Source organism: Tenacibaculum lutimaris (assembly GCF_003610735.1).
Lineage (GTDB): Bacteria > Bacteroidota > Bacteroidia > Flavobacteriales > Flavobacteriaceae > Polaribacter > Polaribacter lutimaris.
Genome location: NZ_RAQM01000006.1, coordinates 568,429 through 584,553, shown reverse-complemented (window position 1 = coordinate 584,553; position 16,125 = coordinate 568,429). Strand labels below are relative to the sequence as shown.

At 31.9% G+C, this 16,125-nt stretch carries 14 protein-coding genes; 10 read left to right on the top strand and 4 right to left on the bottom strand.

Annotation, left to right across the window (positions count from 1 at the left end):
• Positions 1-400: 400 nt before the first annotated feature.
• The 3 genes from glpK to C8N26_RS13460 all read left to right on the top strand — a co-directional run bounded on the left by glpK (position 401) and on the right by C8N26_RS13460 (position 3,005).
• Positions 401-1,885 carry a glycerol kinase GlpK gene (gene glpK / locus C8N26_RS02815; RefSeq protein ID WP_120185922.1) on the top strand — a complete coding sequence of 495 codons (1,485 nt, stop codon included), beginning with the start codon at positions 401-403 and terminating at the stop codon, positions 1,883-1,885.
• A gap of 10 nt (positions 1,886-1,895) precedes the next feature.
• Positions 1,896-2,438: a pyridoxamine 5'-phosphate oxidase family protein gene (locus C8N26_RS02810; RefSeq protein WP_120186076.1), complete on the top strand. Its 543-nt coding sequence runs from the start codon at positions 1,896-1,898 to the stop codon at positions 2,436-2,438.
• A 429-nt stretch (positions 2,439-2,867) separates the two neighbouring features.
• Positions 2,868-3,005 (top strand): hypothetical protein, encoded by a 138-nt coding sequence (locus C8N26_RS13460; protein WP_170141619.1) that lies wholly within the window; start codon positions 2,868-2,870, stop codon positions 3,003-3,005.
• A gap of 164 nt (positions 3,006-3,169) precedes the next feature.
• Here the strand turns inward: C8N26_RS13460 and C8N26_RS02800 are convergent, their stop codons facing one another.
• Positions 3,170-4,342 carry an acyl-CoA dehydrogenase family protein gene (locus C8N26_RS02800; RefSeq protein WP_120185920.1) on the bottom strand — a complete coding sequence of 391 codons (1,173 nt, stop codon included), beginning with the start codon at positions 4,340-4,342 and terminating at the stop codon, positions 3,170-3,172.
• Positions 4,343-4,420: 78 nt separating this feature from the next.
• Between C8N26_RS02800 and rnpA the strand changes: the two genes are divergently transcribed.
• The 4 genes from rnpA (at position 4,421) to purD (ending at position 9,562) form a co-directional block, all read left to right on the top strand.
• Positions 4,421-4,804: a ribonuclease P protein component gene (gene rnpA / locus C8N26_RS02795; RefSeq protein WP_120185919.1), complete on the top strand. Its 384-nt coding sequence runs from the start codon at positions 4,421-4,423 to the stop codon at positions 4,802-4,804.
• Positions 4,794-6,419 carry a S41 family peptidase gene (locus C8N26_RS02790; RefSeq protein WP_120185918.1) on the top strand — a complete coding sequence of 542 codons (1,626 nt, stop codon included), beginning with the start codon at positions 4,794-4,796 and terminating at the stop codon, positions 6,417-6,419. The genes rnpA and C8N26_RS02790 overlap by 11 nt, the downstream gene beginning before the upstream one ends.
• 40 nt (positions 6,420-6,459) lie before the next feature.
• The gene (locus C8N26_RS02785; RefSeq protein ID WP_120185917.1) at positions 6,460-8,139 is read left to right on the top strand and encodes a DUF6909 family protein; all 1,680 of its coding nucleotides are present in this window, start codon (positions 6,460-6,462) and stop codon (positions 8,137-8,139) included.
• 148 nt (positions 8,140-8,287) lie between these two features.
• On the top strand, positions 8,288-9,562 hold the full coding sequence (gene purD, locus C8N26_RS02780) for a phosphoribosylamine--glycine ligase (protein ID WP_120185916.1): 1,275 nt from the start codon (positions 8,288-8,290) through the stop codon (positions 9,560-9,562).
• Positions 9,563-9,598: 36 nt separating this feature from the next.
• On the opposite strand, the gene C8N26_RS02775 is transcribed toward purD, so the two are convergent.
• Entirely contained in the window at positions 9,599-10,645 is a 1,047-nt protein-coding gene (locus tag C8N26_RS02775) for a sensor histidine kinase (RefSeq protein WP_028891652.1), read from the bottom strand.
• Between the two features lie 57 nt (positions 10,646-10,702).
• On the bottom strand, positions 10,703-11,401 hold the full coding sequence (locus tag C8N26_RS02770; RefSeq protein ID WP_028891651.1) for a response regulator transcription factor: 699 nt from the start codon (positions 11,399-11,401) through the stop codon (positions 10,703-10,705).
• Positions 11,402-11,574: 173 nt separating this feature from the next.
• On the opposite strand from C8N26_RS02770, the gene C8N26_RS02765 reads away from it, so the two are divergent.
• From C8N26_RS02765 to C8N26_RS02755, 3 genes are read left to right on the top strand one after another with little or no spacing between them, the layout of a single operon-like run.
• Entirely contained in the window at positions 11,575-13,335 is a 1,761-nt protein-coding gene (locus C8N26_RS02765; RefSeq protein WP_120185915.1) for a DUF4153 domain-containing protein, read from the top strand.
• Positions 13,325-14,041, top strand: a complete 717-nt coding sequence (locus C8N26_RS02760) for a 3'-5' exonuclease (protein ID WP_120185914.1) — start codon at positions 13,325-13,327, stop codon at positions 14,039-14,041. The genes C8N26_RS02765 and C8N26_RS02760 overlap by 11 nt, the downstream gene beginning before the upstream one ends.
• A complete protein-coding gene (locus tag C8N26_RS02755; RefSeq protein WP_120185913.1) occupies positions 14,038-14,253 on the top strand; it encodes a hypothetical protein in 216 nt (71 codons plus the stop codon). The genes C8N26_RS02760 and C8N26_RS02755 overlap by 4 nt, the downstream gene beginning before the upstream one ends.
• Before the next feature lies 1 nt (position 14,254).
• On the opposite strand, the gene C8N26_RS02750 is transcribed toward C8N26_RS02755, so the two are convergent.
• Entirely contained in the window at positions 14,255-16,114 is a 1,860-nt protein-coding gene (locus tag C8N26_RS02750) for an ABC-F family ATP-binding cassette domain-containing protein (RefSeq protein ID WP_120185912.1), read from the bottom strand.
• Between the last annotated feature and the right edge of the window lie 11 nt (positions 16,115-16,125).

Sequence of the window (16,125 nt, the reverse complement as noted above, 5' to 3'; positions counted from 1 at the left end):
ATTGGAAAAAAGACATTTAAGGGGAAAACTAACCTTCTAGAAAATCTAGAAGGTTTTTTTTATGTCTTTTCGGAATATTACATTTCTTCTTGCGGAAATACCTTTTTCTAACACAGTTTACCCATATACATTTGTAGTGTTCATTATTTAATGACAATTAATTAAAGGGGAATTAATTAAATTTTAAAAATGGGGAGACTATTACTACGTAAAACAAGCAAAGGGTTAACTACTATTCTTTCTGTATTAACCAAATTCGGTGAAGGGGCTGGATATGCTTTAAGACACTAAAAGTTTACTAACCAAACTAACATGTGTAAAACCTTCTAGAAAATCTAGAAGGTTTTTTTATTACTATGGGTAAAATTGTAAATTAGGCGTTTAATCATTTTACGTTTAAATGACTCATAAATACATTATTGCTTTAGATCAAGGAACCACAAGTTGTCGTACCGTAATTATTAATAATGAAGAAAAGATAGTTGCCAAAGTTCAACAAGAATTTCAACAAATTTTTCCACAATCAGGTTGGGTAGAACACGACGCTAACGAAATCTTACAAACACAGCTTCTCACCTTACAAGAAGCTATTAAACAAGCCAATATTTCACCTTCTGAAGTTGCTGGGATCGGAATTACAAATCAAAGAGAAACTACCGTTGTTTGGAATAAAAGCACAGGAAAACCTATTTATAACGCCATTGTTTGGCAAGATAAACGTACTGCCGATATTTGCGAACAATTAAAAGAAACGGGGCTCGAAAACTATGTTAGAAAGACAACCGGATTAGTTATTGATAGTTATTTTTCTGCCACTAAAATTAACTGGATTTTAAATCATGTTGAAGGAGCTCAAGAAGAAGCAGAAAAAGGAAATTTACTCTTCGGAACTATTGATACCTGGTTACTATGGAATTTAACCAACGGTAGAGTGCATGCTACCGATTACAGCAATGCTTCTCGTACTATGTTATACGATATTAAAAACCTCTGTTGGGATAAAACACTTGTAAACGAGTTGAACATTCCTTTTTCAATGTTACCTGAGGTAAAACCTTCTTCTTATAACTATGGAAGTTATGAAATAAAAGGAGTTCAAATTCCGATAGCGGGAATTGCTGGCGACCAACAATCTGCATTATTTGGTCAAGCTTGTTTTAAAAAAGGAGAAGCTAAAAATACCTACGGAACAGGTTGTTTTATGCTAATGAACACTGGTGAAAATCTAGAATATTCTGAAAATGGTTTAATTTCTACCATTGCTTGGGGAATTGACAACAAAGTGTATTACGCACTTGAAGGAAGTGTATTTGTAGCCGGTTCTGCTATTCAATGGTTACGTGATGGTTTACAAATAATAAACAGTGCGGAAGAAAGTGAGTTGTTTGCTGAACAAGTTACTGATGAAAATCCTGTATATGTAGTTCCTGCTTTTGCTGGTTTGGGTGCTCCATACTGGGATATGTATGCTAGAGGGGCTGTTTTTGGATTAACTCGTGATACTGGAAAAAACCATTTAATTAAAGCCACACTACAATCTTTAGCCTATCAAACCAAAGATATTTTAGATGTAATGCAAAAAGACAGCTTATTACAACTTTCATCTTTAAAAGTTGATGGAGGTGCCTGCGCTAATAATTTATTAATGCAGTTTCAGGCAGATATTTTAAATGTAGCTGTAGAACGTCCTGAAGAAATTGAAACAACAGTGATGGGAGCTGCTTATTTAGCCGGTATTTGTGTTGGTTTATGGAAACAAGAAGATATTGTAAACAGAAGAAAAATAGATCAAAAATTTGTACCTTCATTCACTAAAGAAAAAAGAGAAAGATTGTACAAAAAATGGCAAAAAGCTGTTGAACGCACCAAAGATTGGGTTGACTAAAAAAATAATCATGGCTAAATTTTACGATAAAATAACTACCAGAATCCAACAATTTATAGAAGCTCAAAAACTATTTTTTGTTGCTACAGCTCCTAAAAATGGAAGAATTAATCTTTCTCCTAAAGGAATGGATACTTTTAGAGTTATTGATCAAAACACGGTTGCTTGGTTAAGTGTTACCGGTAGTGGAAATGAAACCTCAGCCCATTTATTAGATACTAACCGAATAACAATTATGTTTTGTGCTTTTGAAGGTGCTCCTAACATCCTAAGGCTATACGGAAAAGCAAAAGAGATTCTTCCAAATAATGATGAATGGAATGATTATTCCTCACTATTTCCTTCTCTTCCTGGTACTCGTCAAATATTTATTGTTTCTGTTGAAAGTGTACAAACCTCTTGCGGAATGTCACTTCCGTTTTATGAATACCAAGGAGAACGAAACCAATTAAACGATTGGGCTTCTGAAAAAGGTAAAGAAGGAATTGAACAATATTGGAACGATAAAAATCAAACTAGCATTGATGGGTTAAATACACTACTTAAAAAATAACTTAACCTTTGGCATCTAAAAGCTATAATAAATATGAAAAAGTTACTTAGTGTAAAACGCATTACCTTCTTTTTAATACTCTCTTGTCTACTTATAGCATTTGTACCTTTTATACATTTCTTAGATTACAACGCAAAAGACGATCGTTTTGGTTTGTGGCCTTTAATTGCTATAACGATTATTTTAATCGGTTTATTCATTTTACTTATCGATTATATTCTATTTAAAATTGTTAAGGATAAAGTCTTGCTAAATCTTATTGAAGTAATATTATTACTTGTAATACTCTCTTTCATATGGTCTAATTAAGTAAAGTTAATTAAGCTTTATTTTAGTGTAACCTTACTGTTTTTTTTGAAAATCCTGATAAATATCATGTTTTAATTTCGTTCTTCCTTATATTTTTGAGACAACAAAGAATAAGGAAAAATGACACAATTAATAAATATTCCCTTGGTATCTTGGACAAACGGAACCATTATGATAGCTATTTTCGGTTTAGTTTGTATAGGTTTAGTAACCGCTCTTTTAATTCTTGTTAACAGTGGGAAGAAAAAAGATAATTAGACTATCTCTAAAAAGTAAATAAAGCTATGAGATAGCTTCATTTGAAAAATGAAAGTATTTTAAAAACCCATAAAGTGGGTAAACTTTAGTTTTAATAGTTGATTGAAGAAGCACTCTATAATAATGTGTTAGTGGTTTAACGTTTGAGTGCTTCTTCTTCTTTTTTATTTAAAAGCATTTAAGCCTGTAATATCTAATCCTGTAATTAATAAGTGTATATCGTGAGTTCCTTCATAAGTAATTACACTTTCTAAGTTCATTGAATGTCTCATTATTGAATATTCACCTGTAATTCCCATACCTCCTAACATTTGACGCGCTTCTCTGGCAATATTAATAGCCATATCTACATTATTACGTTTCGCCATAGATATTTGTGCTGATGTAGCTTTACCTTCGTTACGAAGTACACCTAACCTCCAAGCTAATAATTGTGCTTTTGTTATTTCAGTAATCATTTCTGCTAACTTCTTTTGTTGCAGTTGAAATTGTGCAATTGGCTTACCAAACTGTGTACGCTCTTTCGTATAACGTAAAGCTGTATCGTAACAATCCATTGCAGCACCAATAGCTCCCCAAGCAATTCCATAACGAGCAGAGTCTAAACACCCTAACGGAGCTCCTAACCCAGATTTGTTTGGCAACAAGTTTTCTTTAGGAACTTTTACATTATCAAAAATTAATTCTCCTGTAGCAGAAGCTCTTAACGACCATTTATTGTGAGTCTCTGGAGTTGAAAAACCTTCCATACCACGCTCTACAATCAGTCCGTGAATACGTCCTTCTTCATTTTTAGCCCATACCACAGCTACTTGCGCAAACGGTGCATTAGAAATCCACATTTTTGCTCCGTTCAATAAATAATGGTCTCCCATATCTTTGAACTTAGTTTCCATTCCACCAGGATTACTTCCATGGTTTGGTTCTGTTAAACCAAAACACCCCATCCATTCACCAGATGCTAATTTTGGTAAATATTTTTTTCGTTGCTCTTCATTTCCATACTTGTAAATTGGATACATAACCAATGAAGATTGAACAGAGGACGTAGATCGAACTCCCGAATCTCCTCTTTCAATTTCTTGCATAATTAAACCATACGAAATTTGATCTAACCCTGATCCTCCATACTCTTCAGGAATATAAGGTCCAAATGCCCCGATTTCTGCTAACCCTCCAATTATTTGCTTAGGAAACTCTGCTCGTTGTGCGTACTCTTCAATAATAGGAGAAACTTCACGTTTTACCCATTCTCTAGAAGCGTCTCTGACAAGCTTATGTTCTTCAGTTAATAAATCATCAATGTTATAATAATCTGGAGCTTGAAATAAATCCATAGTTAGTCGAGTTTTAGAATTCTTTCAAATGTAATTAAAAAAATGATTTTTATCTAGGGTTTCCGTATGTTTGTACCGATGAGATTTACTTTAGGAAAAGAGGAACGGTTAAAGAGTAAAAAGCTGATAGGTAGGCTTTACGAAGAAGGAAAAACAATTAAAGTTTTTCCGCTTCGAATGGTATATATACAAGCCGAACACACCTCTAAATTTCCTGCACAAGTTGGTGTTTCTGTTCCTAAACGGAATTTTAAAAAAGCGGTAGACAGAAACCGAATTAAACGCTTGTTACGCGAAACTTATCGAAAAGAAAAACATACAATTTATGAGGCTGTAGATAAACAATATGTGTTTATGATTTCTTATCTTGCAAGAGATGAATGGAAATATGCTGATATTGAGCATAAAATGAAGAAATTATTAACACAGTTTATTACAGAAATTACTCAAGATGAAAAATAGAACAGCTCTTATTTTAGGTTCCCTCATTATCATCTCTCTTTTCTTTTCTTTTCAATCTCGTTTTTTTGAGATTGCCAAACAAATTGAAATTTATAACAACCTTTTTAAGGAGTTAAACATTAATTATATTGATGAAATTAACCCTGGTGATCTTACTGATAAGGCAATAAAAAACACACTTAAAAACTTAGATCCTTACACCAACTTTTTTAACGAACAAGATGTGGAAGATGCTCGCATTAGTCGTGAGGGTGAATATGGAGGTTTAGGTATTTCTTCTTTTTCTATAAATAAGGGAATGGTTATTTCTGAAGTATACAAAGGCTTTTCAGCTGATAAAGCAGGGTTAAAAGTAGGAGATATTATTACTACTGTAAACGACGTAGAGTTATCTAGCACAGAAAAAAGCCAGTTTACACAAATGCTAAAAGGGGTTCCAGGAAAAAAACTCTCTTTAAAAGTAGACAGAAACGGAACAACAAAAAACATATTGGTAGAACTTGATAAAGTTGTTATAAATCCAGTTCCTTTTTATGACATGATTGATGCTGAAACTGGATACATTGTTTTAACACGATTCATAAGTCAAAAAGCTACCGAAGGTGTTGTTAACGCTTTTGCTGATCTTAAAAAAAGAGGAATGACAAAACTTGTGTTCGATTTACGATACAATCCTGGTGGGTCATTATATGACGCTGTTAATATTACAAACCTATTTATACCTAAAGGATTAAAAGTTGTAGATACTCGTGGTAAAAGTCAAAAAAATAGTAGAACTTATAAAACCAACAAAGATCCTTTAGATGCCAATATTCCTATTGTAGTGTTGATAAATGGTCGTTCAGCCTCAGCTTCAGAAATTGTCTCAGGAGCTTTACAAGATTATGACCGAGCAGTAATTATGGGAGAACGTTCTTTTGGAAAAGGCTTAGTTCAACGTTACTTTGATTTAAGCTACGGAACCCAAATGAAAATTACCATCTCTAAATATTACACTCCTAGTGGACGTTGTATTCAAGAATTGGATTATGCTAATAGAGATCCAAAAACAGGAAAAGTTCCTAAGTTTTCAGATACTACGCTTAATGAGTTTACAACTAAAAATGGAAGAAAAGTATATGATGGTGGAGGTGTAACTCCAGATATTGTTAGTGAATTTTCTAAAAAAACTGATGAAACTGATGAATTACTTAAATCAAGAGCTATTTTTAATTTTGTAACCGATTTCACTTATCAAAACCCTAATTTATCTGCCGAAAACTACACGTTTACACCTAAAGGTTTTAATAGCTTTAAAGAATACCTACTTCGTAAAGACACCGCTTTTATTTCTAACGAAGAAAAATTATTTCAGTCTGCATACAAATCGGTAGAAAATAATAAAATTATAACTCCAGAATATACTACCATTATTCAACAATTAAAAGCCATAAAAGTTGCAAAAATTGTCGAAAATGAAGATCTTATTTCAAAGGAAATTGAAAATGAAATAGTTGAGCGTTATACCTACAAAGAAGGAATGTATAAACATTTATTTAAAAATGATGTCACTATTAAAAATGCTGTTACGCTGTTAAACGATACCAAAAAGTACAACAGTATTTTAAAGAAATAGCTTCCAGAATATAATTTGTATATTTGTACTTTAAAAACATATGTCAAAACCTATCCAAAAAGAACGTACAAGAGCACACGAATCTACAAGCGCTATTGAGCGTTTATACATCTCAATGCGACACCTCTTTAGTCGTGGTTTTTATAAACCGATGGGAGTTTCAGGTGAAACTTTACGTAAATCACTTTTATCATTACGCCCAGAAATTTATGGGTCGATTGCTGAAGACAAAACCGAATTAAACGGATTGGTATACGTTATTGAACGTTTACCTGAAGGAATTGAAGAATGCCAATTTATTTACTTAACAGCAGACGAAGGATATCGAAATTCTAAATTCAAAGCGATTGTGCCTCCTAAAAGAAGGAGAAACTGCTATCGTATTGATAAAAACCAAATGAATATCGAAATTACTCGTGGTCGTTCAGAAATTTATGATATTCTAACACACTTGACATTTTTATTTATTGAATCTCACAAAATAAAAGATCGTGTTGTAATTAACAACGGAGAAAGCTTCATTCGCGAATGGTTACTTTTAGAAGATATCGTACTACATAACAAAACTCTTACTGATGAAGAAAAAGACGTAATTGTAGTGCATCTTGGTAACATTTTAGGAAGAACCTACGATGAAATTTACGACGCATATAACACCTTTTCTACTGAAGAAAATCCGAATAGATTTTTTCACTTAATTTACTGGTTAGGTAAATTAGCTATCAACGAATCTTTATACGATCAAAAACGTTCCATAAAATTCAGCTCGGTGTTAACTGAAGAAATCGGACATCATTATTACGGTGAATTATGGGCAAATAATATCAAAAAAGTCTTGTTAGATAACGGACTAATAGAGCGTCCTATCCATATTATTAGTGCAAACATGCACAGTGTAATGAACAGTATTTATGGTAAAAACGCGTTACCTAAAGAAGCTAAAAAACACAAAGATTTTCAGTTATTTGAATTGTTAAGTAACTCTAACAGTAGCGCTTTACAATCTGCTGTAAAAAATTATGCTTCTGAAAACGGGTTGATTTATATCAAAGATACTTCAGGAACCAACATTAATGTACAAGTTATTGACACTGATAAAATTGATTTTGACACCAACTCTTTTAACAAAGTAAATTCAGTTGGAGAAAAACCTGTAATTATTGTAATGGATTATGCATTTGGTGAACAGGCTTTTGAAACTATGGACGAACTTTTAAAGCCATACAAAACAAAAGGAGATAAAATTCATCTAGATGTTCAGTCTGTTTCAATTATGGGTAAAGCTGGTATTTTAGAAGGTGGTAAAGGAGATATTATGATTCCTTCTTCACATATTTTTGAAGGTACTGCTGATAACTATCCATTTAAAAACGAATTATCAAAAGAAGATTTAGAAGGCTTTGGAGTTCAAGTTTTTGATGGAGCTATGATTACTGTATTAGGAACATCATTACAAAATAAAGATTTATTACGATTCTTCCATGATTCTACTTGGGATGTAATCGGACTAGAAATGGAAGGAGCGCATTATCAAAAAGCGATTCAATCTGCCTCAAAAATTAGAGGTAATATTTCAGAAAATGTGAAAGTACGCTACGCTTACTATGCTTCTGATAATCCTCTAGAAACTGGTGCTACACTTGCTTCTGGCGGACTTGGAATGAGCGGAGTAACACCAACTTACGCTATTACACAAAAAATACTAGAGCAAATATTTTAGTTGCAAAGCGACAATGAAATAATAAAAAAAGGCTCCTTTTGTTCAAAAAGAGGCCTTTTTTGTTTTTTCTACAATTTTAAAGACAGGTTTTGCTCATAGCCTTTTTTCTTATTTTATATTTGCACTCACAATACAACAACACACAACAATGAATATTCTAATTTTAGGATCGGGCGGTAGAGAACACGCCTTTGCTAAAAAACTTTCAGAAAGTACTAAAATCAGCAACCTTTATGTTGCTCCAGGTAACGCAGGAACTGATGCTATTGCTACGAATTTAGCTATCAATCCAACTGATTTTGCACAGGTAAAAGAAACTGTTTTACAACACGATATTAATATGGTAGTTGTAGGCCCTGAAGCTCCTTTAGTAGAAGGGGTTCACGACTTTTTCTTAGCAGATGAAGAGTTAAAAAACATCCCTGTAATTGGACCTAAAAAAGACGGTGCTTTATTAGAAGGAAGTAAAGATTTTTCGAAGCAGTTTATGGAAAAACATAATATTCCAACAGCTCGCTACCAATCTTTTACTACTGATACTTTAGCTGAAGGAAAAAAATTCTTAGAAACATTAGATGCTCCGTATGTATTGAAAGCTGACGGATTAGCTGCTGGAAAGGGAGTTTTAATTTTAAATGACTTAGAGGAGGCAAAAGCTGAGTTAGAAGAAATGCTTTCTAATCAAAAGTTTGGAAGTGCTTCATCAACTGTAGTTATTGAAGAATTTTTAAAAGGAATAGAATTATCTGTTTTCGTATTAACAGATGGAAAGAATTATAAAATTTTACCTTCTGCTAAAGATTACAAACGTATTGGAGAAGGTGATACAGGACTAAATACAGGCGGTATGGGAGCTATTTCTCCTGTTCCTTTTGCAACGGATGATTTTTTAACGAAAGTGGAAGAATTGGTCGTTAAACCAACAATAGACGGTTTACAAAAAGATGGAATAGATTATAGAGGGTTTATTTTTATCGGATTGATGAACGATAACGGAAATCCATCTGTAGTTGAGTATAATGTTCGTATGGGAGATCCTGAAACTGAAGTGGTGTTACCACGTATTCAATCAGACTTACTAGATTTATTTGAAGGTGTTGCTACGCAAACCTTAGGAGATAAATCATACGAAGTTACCCCACAAACAGCAACGACTGTGATGTTAGTTTCGGGTGGATATCCTGAAGCTTATGAAAAAGGAAAAGAAATTACAGGTTTTAATACTGTAGATGATTCTATCGTTTTTCATGCAGGAACCACTTTAAAAGACGGTAAAGTTGTTACGAGCGGTGGGCGTGTTATGGCAATTACTTCTTTTGGAGACTCTATGGATGAAGCTTTAGAAAAATCGTATAAAAGCATCGACAAAATATCTTTTGATAAAATGAATTATCGAAAAGATATCGGATTCGATTTAAAATAATAATAAAAAAAGGAGTTGGTAACCAACTCCTTTTTTTTATTTCATTGCCTTTTCTAAAGTAAACGAAAACTCGGAACCTTCTCCATATTTACTCTTTAAAAGAATGGTTTCGTTATGTGCTTCAATAATATGTTTTACGATTGAAAGTCCTAATCCTGAACCTCCTTGTTCACGAGATCTACTTTGATCTACACGATAAAAACGTTCAAATAAACGTGAAAGGTGTTCTTGTTTAATTCCTTCACCATTATCGTTTATTTTAATAATAAACTTATTCTGATTATATGGTTCAACACTTACGGTGGTTACACCACCTACTCTACCATATTTTATTGAGTTTACCACTAAATTGATTAATACTTGCTCAATTCGTTCAACATCTCCTTTTACTAAATGAGGAAAATCATACACGCGATCGAAACGTAGTGTTATGTTTCTCTTTTTAGCTTTCATTTCAAACAAATCAAATACATTTTGAATCAACTCAATAATGTTGAATGTTTTCATGTTCATCTTCATCCCCTCCGTTTCTAACTTAGCAATCATATCTAAGTCTTTTACAATAGAGGTTAATCGTTCTACACCTTTGTTTGCTCTGTCTAAATACTTAGCTAGGATTTCTTTATCCTCAGCAGCTCCTTCTAACAATGTTAAAATGTATCCTTGTACCGTAAATAATGGTGTTTTTAGCTCATGTGCTACGTTTCCTAAGAAATCACGTCTAAAAGAATCTCGCTGAGTTAAATGGGCTATTTCTTCACTTTTTCCTTCAACGTATTCTTGTACACTTTTGGTAAGTTCTTCTACATCTGTTGTTACCTTTTTTCTTTTTAAATCGTTGATATCTAAAATAGAAATATCTTCATACATCTTTCTTACACGTTGGTAAATAAAATGTTCTGCTCGATATTGTATTACAAAAAACGACACAATAAACATGGCAATACCAAAAACGATAACTGCGCCAATTCCTAAAATATTAACTAAAAACAGGTACGATAACACAGCTATTATTAAAGATAATAGCGTTGAGTAGAATGCCGACCAGAGGGCGTATCTGTATGTTTTTTTTATTTTTACCATAGATAAAAAAATAGATTGCTAGCTAGCAATCTACTTATTATTTTTTGAGTTCAAAAATTATTTGTCTGTTTCGTCTAGCACAAACTTATATCCCACTCCTTTTACCGTTTTAAAATAGTTATCTCCTATTTTTTCGCGTAGTTTACGAATGTGTACATCAATAGTTCTACCACCAACAACTACTTCATTACCCCAAACACTATCTAAAATTACTTCTCTTTTAAATACTTTTCCTGGTTTTGAAGTTAGTAAAGAAAATAGTTCAAACTCTTTTCTTGGTAATGCTATTTTTTCTTCTCCTTTAAAAACAACATACTCATCTCTGTTGATAACAATATCTCCTATTTTGGTAGTTGTATCTGCTTTTTCTTCTGTTTTTAAACGACGTAATAACGATTTTACCTTGCTAATTAACACTTTTGGTTTAACAGGTTTTGTAATGTAATCATCAGCTCCTGCATCAAAACCAGCTACTTGTGAATAATCTTCACCTCTAGCAGTTAAAAAAGAAATTAAAACGTCTTCTAAAGATTTTATATTTCTAATTTTTTCACAAGCTTCGATACCATCCATTTCTGGCATCATTATATCTAGTAAAATTAAATGTGGAGTAACTTTCTTTGCTGTTTTTACAGCTTCTGCCCCGTTATTGGCAGTAAAAACCTGATATCCTTCCGATTTTAAATTGTATCCTACAATTTCTAAAATATCTGGTTCATCATCTACTAGTAGAATTTTAATATCGCTAGTATTCATAGTTCTTTATATTATGTTACCCAAAAGTAATCATAAAATAATAAACCCTTGATACACATGCTTAACTTAACGTTCATTTAATATTTAATAAACTTTTTCTTAAAAAAACACCTCATAAAGCACAATACTTTCTATTTTTTCTTTGTTTTTGTATCTTTATAAAAAGAAATTCTATGAAAATCATTCCATCACTTGGTGAGATTGTATCTAAAGCTAAAAATACATTTAACCGTTTTCCTGTAACTCTTTCTTGGGCAATCATTGGTACATTTTTTACTTTATTCTCTATCGAAAATGATACTTTTGATGATATTTTTACAGGTATAATTATTCTAATTTTTGCTTTAGGAATCAGTTGGTTGATAGCCACACGTTTTTTTCTAGATCAATTTAAAAAGAAAAATTACTGGGTATTTTTAATTCCCCTTTGCTTCTTAACAGCATTCTATTTTAGTATAGATATTGATGCATATCGTATAGATAAAAATTCTATTATACGTTTCTTTCTTTATTTCATAGTTGGTCATTTGTTTGTTATGATTGCTCCTTTCTTTATAAAATGGGATAAATCGGCTTACTTTAACTATTTAAAAGCTGTTTTTATATCTATTGTTAGAAGTCTATTCTTTTCACTAATTCTTTATTTGGGAATTGTATTAGCTTTGCTTGCGGTTAAACATTTGTTTAACGTTAATTTTAAAGGAGACCGTTTTTTGCAAGTCTTTGTAATTTGTATAGGAATTGTAAACACATGGGTTTACCTTTCTGATTTTCCTAAAGATATTCACAACCAACTTACTATTAACTACACCAAGCCTTTAGAGGTTTTAGTAAAATATATTTTAATTCCGTTGGTTATTTTATACCTCATCATTTTATATGCATACAGTTTAAAAATTGTTATTAATTGGAACTTACCTAAAGGATGGGTTTCGTATTTAGTAATTGCTTTATCTTTTTTAGGTTTTATAGTTCAAACACTTATAAATCCTATTCAAAAAACAATCAGTTCACTTACTATTAGAAGGTTTCACCCTTGGTTTTATTACTTATTATTACCTTTAATAGGACTACTTTTTGTCGCTATTTTTAGACGCATTAATGAATACGGAATTACCGAAAATCGCTATTTTGTGCTTGTTCTTGCTTTCTGGGTTTTAGCAATGACGTTGTACATGATTTTTAGCAAACAACGAAAAATTAGAATATTCCCATTAAGTCTAGCAATTATAACCATGTTAGTTTCCTTTGGTTTTTGGGGTGCTTTTTCAGTATCGACTAAAAGCCAAGTTCAACAATTTGAAAAAGTATTTACCGATATAAAAAACACGGAGTTTTCAACCACTTTTGAGAAAAAAAATCAACTACGCTCTATTATTCGTTATCTAAATGAAAAAGACGAGCTAGAGAAAGTTACAACAATTATTGGCTACAACCCTAAAACAACATTTAAAACTGAAAGTCATTGGCAACTACAAGAAAAATTAATGGATAGCTTAGATATTAAAGTAACTGATAAACCTGAGAAGCCATACAGAGCCTATTATTATAATTTAGACGATTTTAATATAACTTTAGATCTTAAAAACTATGATTTTTTAAAGCGTTTATATATCAACCTTCACGAAAATAAAAACTCTATAAATCAATACCAACTTACTTTAACTGAAAATAGTAATATTTTAAAAATTTACACGGGAGAAGATTTGATAGGAGAAATTGATTGTTCTGAAATGATTAAAAAACTTAAAGATCAAGAACTGAATTATAATTTACCTCTTAATTTAATGACCATTGAACAGCATTTTAAAATGTTGAATGTAAAACTTATTTTTCAAAGTATTAGCTTATCAAATATTGATGATGATACCAAAGAAGAATACGTATCTAATGCTACTATTTATGTTTTAATTAAAGAAAAAAATGCTGAATAAACTCAACTTACAAAACATTTTGTTTTTAGATATAGAAACAGTTCCGGAAGTGGAATTATTTGCTGATTTATCTCCTGAAATGCAAGAACTCTATGCTTTGAAAACACTATACCAACGCAAAGATGAATTTACTCCTGAAGAGTTTTACCATCGAGCAGGTATTTGGGCTGAGTTTGGAAAAATAATCTGTATTTCTGTAGGTTATTTTGTAGAACGAAAAGGTGTAAGTCAATTGCGAGTTACCTCTTTTTATGGTGACAATGAGCATAAACTGTTGGTCGATTTTAAAAATTTGTTAGATACACATTTTAACCATCCAAACCATTTATTATGTGCTCATAATGGTAAAGAATTTGATTTTCCGTATATCGCAAGACGTATGATTATTAATCAAATTGAGTTGCCTAATAAACTCAATTTATTTGGTAAAAAACCTTGGGAAGTTCCGCATATAGACACAATGGATTTATGGAAATTTGGCGACTATAAACACTATACTTCTTTAAAATTACTCACCGCTATTTTAGGAATTCCCTCACCTAAACAAGATATTGATGGCAGCGAAGTTGCCAACGTATACTACCAAGAAAAAAATCTTTCTCGCATTGTTGAGTACTGCGAACGCGATACAGTAGCCGTAGCTCAATTACTATTGCGCTTTTTGAACAAGCCTTTGGTAGACAAAATTGATATTATTAGTGTATGAAAAAAGAAATAAGATATAAAAGCCAACACGATAATTGGATCTCTAAACTCTATTTAATTTTTTCAATTAGAGCTAAAATCTTCATGCCTCAAGACCCATGGATTTTAAAAATTTATTTAAAAAATGGTGGTTCTTGGGAATACGAAACATCTCATAAACCTAATAATGAATTTAACACTATAATTAAACAGTTAAAAAATCAAATTAGATAATTTAACCCTCTAATTTCATTGAAAGTTCAAACCAACGTTCTTCTTTTTCTTCTAAACTTTCTATAATTTCTTGTAGTTCTAAAGATTTTTCATTGATATCATCCATCGCTATTTCTCCATTGGTAAATTGCGCTTCTAGGTTTACTTTCTTTTTTTGCAGCTTCTCAATATCAACCTCTAACTGACCAAACTCACGTTTCTCATTATAACTTAACTTTCCTTTTTGAGGTGCTTTTTCTGGTTTTTCAGCAACTATTTTCTCTTCTTTAGGCTCTGGTGGCAACGAGCTTTCATATGCCCTGTAATCAGAGTAATTTCCTGGAAAATTTTCTACTTCTCCATTTCCTTTAAAAACAAATAAGCCATCAACTATTTTATCCATAAAATAACGGTCGTGCGATACTACCATTAAATTTCCTGGATAATCCAATAAGAAGCTTTCTAATACATTTAGGGTTACCACATCTAAATCGTTGGTAGGCTCATCAAGAATTAAAAAATTAGGGTTTTGAATCAAAACAGCACACAGGTACAAACGCTTCTGTTCTCCTCCACTTAATTTTTCGACAAAATCATATTGTTTTTTTCTATCAAATAAAAAGCGTTCTAATAACTGAGCTGCAGAAATTCTTCTTCCTTTGGTTAGCGGAATTTCTTCTCCAAACTCTTTAATAACTTCTATTACTTTTTGTCCTTCTTTTATTTGGATTCCTTTTTGAGTGTAGTAACCAAATTTTACCGTTTCTCCAACAATTACTTTACCTCCATCTACAGGAATTTTGCCTGTTAGTATGTTTAAGAAAGAAGATTTCCCTGTTCCGTTTTTTCCGATGATTCCTATACGTTCTCCTCGTTTAAAAACATAGTCAAATCCATCTAAAATAACTTTATCTCCAAAGTTCTTTTTTAGTTTATGAAGCTCTACTATTTTACTTCCTAAACGCTCCATGTTAATTTCTAGCTGAACTTCATGCTCTTTTCTTCGTTGATGTGCTTTTTCTTTAATTTGGAAAAAATCATCAATACGTGATTTAGATTTAGTCGTACGTGCTTTAGGCTGACGACGCATCCAATCCAGCTCTTTTTTAAACAAGCTTTTTGCTTTGCTTAAGTTCGTTGCTTCTAAAGCTAATCGTTCTTCTTTGTTTTGAAGGTAATATGAGTAGTTTCCTTTGTATTTGTATAGTTTTCCGTTATCTAATTCTATAATCTCATTACACACACGTTCTAAAAAATAACGATCGTGTGTTACCATGAATAAGGTTATTTTTTCCTTAGCGAAAAATGCTTCTAACCACTCAATCATTTCCAAATCTAAATGGTTGGTTGGCTCATCAAGTATTAATAAATCAGGTTTATTAATTAGAATAATTGCTAACGACAGTCGTTTTTTTTGTCCTCCAGAAAGCTTTCCTACTTTTTGTGACAAATCATCAAGCTTTAACTTAGAAAGAATTTGCTTGTATTGTGTTTCAAAATCCCACGCATTATGCTGCTCCATCAACTCAAATGCTTTTTGATAGCTTTCAGTATCATCAGGATTTTGCAATGCTTTTTCGTACTGCTGAATAATTGGAAGAATAGTATTTTCTGTAGAGAAAATAGTTTCTTCTATAGTTAAGTCGGGATCCAAATCATCATCTTGTGCTAGATAAGCAATATTAATTCCTTTTCTACTGATAACTTGGCCTTCATCTGGTGTATCTTTTCCTGCAATAATGTTTAAAATAGAGGTTTTTCCACTACCATTTTTAGCAACAAAGGCTATTTTTTGGTCTTTATTAATTCCAAAAGAAATATCTTCAAATAAGACCTTTTCGCCATACGATTTTGCTATGTTTTCTACTGATAGGTAATTCATTCTCTAAAATT

Bases quoted from the DNA above. Each gene is read 5' to 3' on its own strand.
- glpK (WP_120185922.1), top strand. From the start codon at position 401: ATGACTCATAAATACATTATTGCTTTAGATCAAGGAACCACAAGTTGT.
- C8N26_RS02810 (WP_120186076.1), top strand. From the start codon at position 1,896: ATGGCTAAATTTTACGATAAAATAACTACCAGAATCCAACAATTTATA.
- C8N26_RS13460 (WP_170141619.1), top strand. From the start codon at position 2,868: ATGACACAATTAATAAATATTCCCTTGGTATCTTGGACAAACGGAACC.
- C8N26_RS02800 (WP_120185920.1), bottom strand. From the start codon at position 4,342: ATGGATTTATTTCAAGCTCCAGATTATTATAACATTGATGATTTATTA.
- rnpA (WP_120185919.1), top strand. From the start codon at position 4,421: ATGAGATTTACTTTAGGAAAAGAGGAACGGTTAAAGAGTAAAAAGCTG.
- C8N26_RS02790 (WP_120185918.1), top strand. From the start codon at position 4,794: ATGAAAAATAGAACAGCTCTTATTTTAGGTTCCCTCATTATCATCTCT.
- C8N26_RS02785 (WP_120185917.1), top strand. From the start codon at position 6,460: ATGTCAAAACCTATCCAAAAAGAACGTACAAGAGCACACGAATCTACA.
- purD (WP_120185916.1), top strand. From the start codon at position 8,288: ATGAATATTCTAATTTTAGGATCGGGCGGTAGAGAACACGCCTTTGCT.
- C8N26_RS02775 (WP_028891652.1), bottom strand. From the start codon at position 10,645: ATGGTAAAAATAAAAAAAACATACAGATACGCCCTCTGGTCGGCATTC.
- C8N26_RS02770 (WP_028891651.1), bottom strand. From the start codon at position 11,401: ATGAATACTAGCGATATTAAAATTCTACTAGTAGATGATGAACCAGAT.
- C8N26_RS02765 (WP_120185915.1), top strand. From the start codon at position 11,575: ATGAAAATCATTCCATCACTTGGTGAGATTGTATCTAAAGCTAAAAAT.
- C8N26_RS02760 (WP_120185914.1), top strand. From the start codon at position 13,325: ATGCTGAATAAACTCAACTTACAAAACATTTTGTTTTTAGATATAGAA.
- C8N26_RS02755 (WP_120185913.1), top strand. From the start codon at position 14,038: ATGAAAAAAGAAATAAGATATAAAAGCCAACACGATAATTGGATCTCT.
- C8N26_RS02750 (WP_120185912.1), bottom strand. From the start codon at position 16,114: ATGAATTACCTATCAGTAGAAAACATAGCAAAATCGTATGGCGAAAAG.